At 62.8% G+C, this 4,982-nt stretch carries 3 protein-coding genes; 2 read left to right on the top strand and 1 reads right to left on the bottom strand.

From position 1 onward, the window contains the following. Positions 1-136 precede the first annotated feature (136 nt). The gene (locus IVB47_RS34555; RefSeq protein ID WP_247468346.1) at positions 137-2,242 is read right to left on the bottom strand and encodes a S9 family peptidase; all 2,106 of its coding nucleotides are present in this window, start codon (positions 2,240-2,242) and stop codon (positions 137-139) included. Between the two features lie 152 nt (positions 2,243-2,394). Here IVB47_RS34555 and IVB47_RS34550 point away from each other — a divergent pair, with 152 nt between their 5' ends. Next, entirely contained in the window at positions 2,395-3,831 is a 1,437-nt protein-coding gene (locus IVB47_RS34550) for an MBOAT family O-acyltransferase (protein WP_247468343.1), read from the top strand. Further along, positions 3,831-4,937: a hypothetical protein gene (locus IVB47_RS34545; protein ID WP_247468340.1), complete on the top strand. Its 1,107-nt coding sequence runs from the start codon at positions 3,831-3,833 to the stop codon at positions 4,935-4,937. The genes IVB47_RS34550 and IVB47_RS34545 overlap by 1 nt, the downstream gene beginning before the upstream one ends. Positions 4,938-4,982: the final 45 nt, after the last annotated feature.

The following is a 4,982-nucleotide window of genomic DNA, read 5'->3' as shown; positions in this document are numbered from 1 at the left end:
GCGAAGGCCGGGACCCATAACCACAGGGCGGAGTTTCGCGAAGATTCGTAATTAAGAGATTCCACGGTACGAATGCCGTGCTTCATCGATCAATCACGGGGTATGGGTCCCGGCCTTCGCCGGGACGACGCTGGGCCTACACCCCGGCCTCCGCCATCCCCGCCGCCCACAGCGCGAACGCATAGACGATCGCGACTTCATCCAGCCGATTGAAGCGTCCCGAGGCGCCGCCATGGCCGGCGCCCATGTTGGTGCGGAGCAGGACCGGGCCGCCGCCGTTCATGGTCGCGCGCAGGCGCGCGATCCATTTGGCGGGCTCCCAATAAGTGACACGCGGATCGGTCAACCCGCCCATCGCCAGGATCGCCGGATAGTCTTTCGCCGCGACATTGTCGTAGGGCGAATACGACAGGATGGTGCGGAAATCCTTTTCGCTCTCGATCGGGTTGCCCCATTCCGGCCATTCCGGCGGCGTCAGCGGCAGCGTGTCGTCGAGCATGGTGTTGAGTACGTCGACGAACGGCACTTCGGCAACGATGCCGGCGAACAATTCGCCGGCGCGGTTCGCCACCGCGCCCATCAGCATGCCGCCGGCCGAGCCGCCATGGCCGACGATGCGCTTTGCGCTGGTGTATTTCATATCGATCAGTGCGCGGGCGCTGGCAGAGAAGTCGTCGAACGAATTCGTCTTCTTCTCGCGCTTGCCGTCGAGGTACCAGCCCCAGCCCTTGTCGGCGCCGCCGCGGATATGGGCGATGGCATAGACGAAGCCACGGTCGACCAGCGCCAGCCGGTTGGCGCTGAACGAAGCCGGCATCGCCATGCCGTAGGAGCCATAGCCGTAGAGCAGCAGCGGCGCCGCGCCATCGAGCGTGAGCCCGCGGCGATGGAGGATCGAGACCGGCACCTCGGCGCCGTCCTGCGCCTTCGCCATGATGCGCGTCGTGACGTAGTCGGCCGCATTGTGGCCGGACGGAATCTCCTGCCGCTTGCGCAGGGTGCGCGTGCGCTTGACCATGTCGTAATCGTAGACTTCCGACGGCGTCGTCATCGACGAATAGGCGAAACGCAAATTCGTCGTCTCGAACTCGTAGGAGCCCATCGTGTCGAGCGAATAGGCCGCCTCGTCGAACGCGATGGCGTGCTCGTCCTTGGTCGCGAGGTCGCGGATCACGATCGACGGCAACGCATTGGCGCGCTCCAGCCGCACCATGTGGCCGGCATAGAGATCGAGGTCGATGATGTAGATGCCCGGGCGATACGGGATCAGATCGCGCCAGTTCTTGCGCTCGGGTGATGCGAGCGGCGCGGTGACGATCTTGAAGTCGATGGCGTCGTCGGCGTTGGTGAGGATGAAGAGTTCGTCGCCCCGGTCGGCAAGCGAGTATTGCACGCCTTCCTCGCGAGCCGCGACGAGGCGCGGCGGTGCGTCGGGATGGGCGAGGTCGATCAGCCGCTGCTCGGAGGTCTCGTGGTCGCCGCCCGCGATCACGCAGAAGCGGCCGCTGGTGCTCTCCTGCAGATGGGTGAACCAGCCTGAATCCTGCTCTTCGTAGACCAGCGTATCGTCGGCCTGCCCAGTGCCGAGCTTATGCCGCCATACCTGCATCGGGCGGTGATTGTCGTCGAGCTTCACGTAGAAGAACGACGTGGCGTCCTTGCTCCAGACCACGCCGCCGTCGGTCTCCTCGACGACGTCGTCGAAGTCCTTGCCGGTCGCCCAGTCGCGCACGCGGATGGAGAAATATTCCGAGCCCTTGGTGTCGGCGCTCCAGGCCTGCAGCCTGTGGTCGTTCGAGTGCCGGCTGCCGCCGAATTTGAAATAGGTATGGTCCTTGGCGAGCGCATCGCCGTCGAGCACGATGTGGCCCTCGCCGCCATCGCGCGGCATGCGGCCGAACAGCTCGTGCTGGCCGCCTTCGCGGAACTTGCGGAAATAGGCGAAGGGACCATCCGGCGACGGCACGCTGGAATCGTCTTCCTTGATCCGCCCCCGCATCTCGCGCACCAGCGTCTTCTGGAGGGCTGCGGTATGGCCGAGCAGGCTCTCGGTGTAGCTATTTTCTGCGTCGAGATATTTGCGGATGTCGGGATCGAGCACCGCGGGGTCACGCAGCACCTCCTGCCATTTCTCGTCCTTCAGCCAGGCATAGTCGTCGGTCACGGTGATCCCGTGCCGCGTGAAGGAATGCGGCCGGCGCGGGGCGACGGGGGGCTGGGAAGGTGTTTTGGCCTGTGTCACTCGATCCTCACTCAGATGCGTGTTTCACCTTATATCGCCCCGATTCCTCGAATTGCCAGCGCCACTGCGGCAAGGACTGCGCCAGTCGCCGGGTTGTTGATCGGTCCCTTCTATGCTTTAGGCTTCCTAATTCCCGCCGCCGGTCCAGCCTGATGCTGTTCAATTCCTACCCGTTCATCCTGCTGTTCCTGCCGGCCGCGCTGGCTGGCTATTTCTGGCTCGGGCGGCGCAGCAATCTGGCCCCGGTGATCTGGCTGGCGGCGGCCTCGCTCACCTTCTATGCCATCGGCAACTGGCAATTCGTGGCCCTGTTGCTGATATCGATCACCTTCAACTACGGCATTGGCCATCTCCTCATCGTGGCGAAGCTTGCTCCGTCGCAACGAAAGGCGGCACTTGCTCTCGGCGTCGCCGGCGATCTCCTGGTGCTTGGCATCTTCAAATATGCCGGCTTCGTCGTCGAGAACATCAATGCGCTGGCCGGCACGCATTTTTCGGTCCACATCCTGCTGCCGGTCGGCATCTCCTTCTACACCTTTACCCAGATCGCGTTCCTGGTCGACGCCTGGCGCGGGCAGGTCGCGGCCTATGCGCTGCCGCATTACGCGCTGTTCGTGACCTACTTTCCGCATCTGATCGCGGGACCGATCCTTCACCACAAGGACATGATCCCGCAATTCGAACGGGAGGAAACCAAGCAGCCGCACGCGCATCTGATCCTGTGCGGAATCATCATCTTCGCAATCGGGCTGTTCAAGAAGACGTGCCTCGCCGACGGCATCCAGCCGCTGGTCGCGCTCGCCTTCGATGCGCGCGCGCCGAGCTTCGACCAGGCCTGGCTTGGCGCTCTCGCCTACACCTTCCAGCTCTATTTCGACTTTTCCGGCTATTCCGACATGGCGATCGGGATATCGCTGATGTTCGGCATCTTCCTGCCGGTCAATTTCAACTCGCCCTACAAGGCCACCAGCATCGTCGAGTTCTGGCGGCGCTGGCACATGACGCTTTCGCACTTCCTGCGCGACTATCTTTACATCCCGCTCGGCGGCAACAGGCGCGGCCGCGTGCTGCGCTACGTCAACTTGCTGCTGACGATGCTGCTGGGCGGGCTCTGGCATGGCGCAGCCTGGACGTTTGTCATTTGGGGCGCGCTGCATGGCGCCTATCTCTGTATCAATCACGCTTTCAATGCGCTGGTGCCGAATGTTCCAAAACTGCTCGCGCGCCCAGCTCGCGCCGCCGGAGCCGTGCTGACATTTCTCGCCGTCGTTGTCGCCTGGGTCTTCTTCCGCGCCGAACGGGTCGATTGGGCCATGCGGATTCTGAATGCGATGGCCGATCCCTCGAATATCGCCTTCGGGCGCGAGGAGATTGCGGCGTCGGTGATGGTCGCAATTTATGCCACGCTGGTGTGGCTGGCACCGAATACGCAAGGAATCATGGGGTACGACCACGCCAATCGCAGGGTCGGCGATGGCCTGATGGCCGGACGGATGCGGCCGTTGGTCCTCTATGGTGCGTCGCTGGTGCTTGCGTTCGGGATTTTGGGCATCCAGAGCCACAGCGAATTCATCTATTTCCGGTTCTGATGCAAGGCGCGTTCACACATCCAGGGCGTCTTCTCCTCGCGAGCATCGCGTGCGTGCTGGGCGCGGCTGCGCTCACCTATGTCATCGATCCCCTGCAACTGTTTCGCCCCTCGCGCCTCGTCGCACCTTTTTATTCCGACGACACGCGGGTGCAGAATGCCGGGCTGATCCGCAGCCAGTCGTTCGACACCGCCTTCATGGGCACCTCGCTCGCGATCCATTTCCGCCAGAGCGATATCGACCATGCGCTGGGCGTGCACTCGCTCAAGCTGGCGATGACCGGCTCCAATTCGCGCCAGCAGGGGTTTGTGCTCGAGCAGGCCATCGACCGCGGCGCAAAGCGCGTGATCTGGGCGATGGACGATTTCATCTTTGTCGATGCGGCTGACATCGAGGCCGATCCTTATCTCTCCGCCGATCTCTATCGCGGGACGGCAAAAGGCATCGCGTCCTACCTGTTCAGCGCGGCGATTGCGAAGGAATCCCTGTTTGCATTGCTGCGGTCGTTTCCCCCGTTGCGAGAGCCGCTGACCCGGGCCGCGCCTTATCTACCGATCAAGTTCGCGCTGCCTGATGTCGATGACATCTATGCGTTGCCGCGCGATATCGACGTGGCGCGCGCCTACAATGCGAAAAGGACGCTCGCGGCCTTCACCTATATCACCGATCCCGTACGCAGCCGTTTTCTCGGCGAAGGCTATCGTTACGACGCGATGGTCCGGCATTTCGAGCGTGACGCCGTCGGCCTGATCGCGCGCCATCCGGACGTGACCTTCGACATCTACTTCCCGCCCTATTCGATCCTGCAATTCGTCGCGATGCGTGATGCTTCGCCTGCGACGCTGAAGATCGTCACCGACCTCACCGCCGTCATGGCGCAGCGCCTGACGCAGCTTCCCAATGTGCGCCTGTACGATTTCCGGGCGATCAAGGACGTGACGCACGATTTCGACAATTACAGCGACGTTATCCACCATTCGCCGGTCGTCGATGCGAAGGTGCTGTCGTGGCTGGCGCGTGGGGAATATCGGGTCGATCCGGAGGCGCCGCTTGCGTCGCTGGAGGCGTTGAAGGCGCAGGTCGAGGCGTATCGCTTGCCGCGGTGAAGCCTTGGCCTCTGCCAATATGAGGCCACAGCGTAGCCAAACAGT

Origin of the sequence: Bradyrhizobium sp. 62, assembly GCF_023073035.1 — a bacterium.
Classification (GTDB): domain Bacteria; phylum Pseudomonadota; class Alphaproteobacteria; order Rhizobiales; family Xanthobacteraceae; genus Bradyrhizobium.
The sequence above is the reverse complement of the archived record's forward strand: the minus strand, read 5'-3'. Positions and strand labels throughout refer to the sequence as shown.

Excerpts from the sequence above, each read along its gene's own strand:
- IVB47_RS34545 (WP_247468340.1), top strand. The coding sequence starts at position 3,831 with ATGCAAGGCGCGTTCACACATCCAGGGCGTCTTCTCCTCGCGAGCATC.
- IVB47_RS34550 (WP_247468343.1), top strand. The coding sequence starts at position 2,395 with ATGCTGTTCAATTCCTACCCGTTCATCCTGCTGTTCCTGCCGGCCGCG.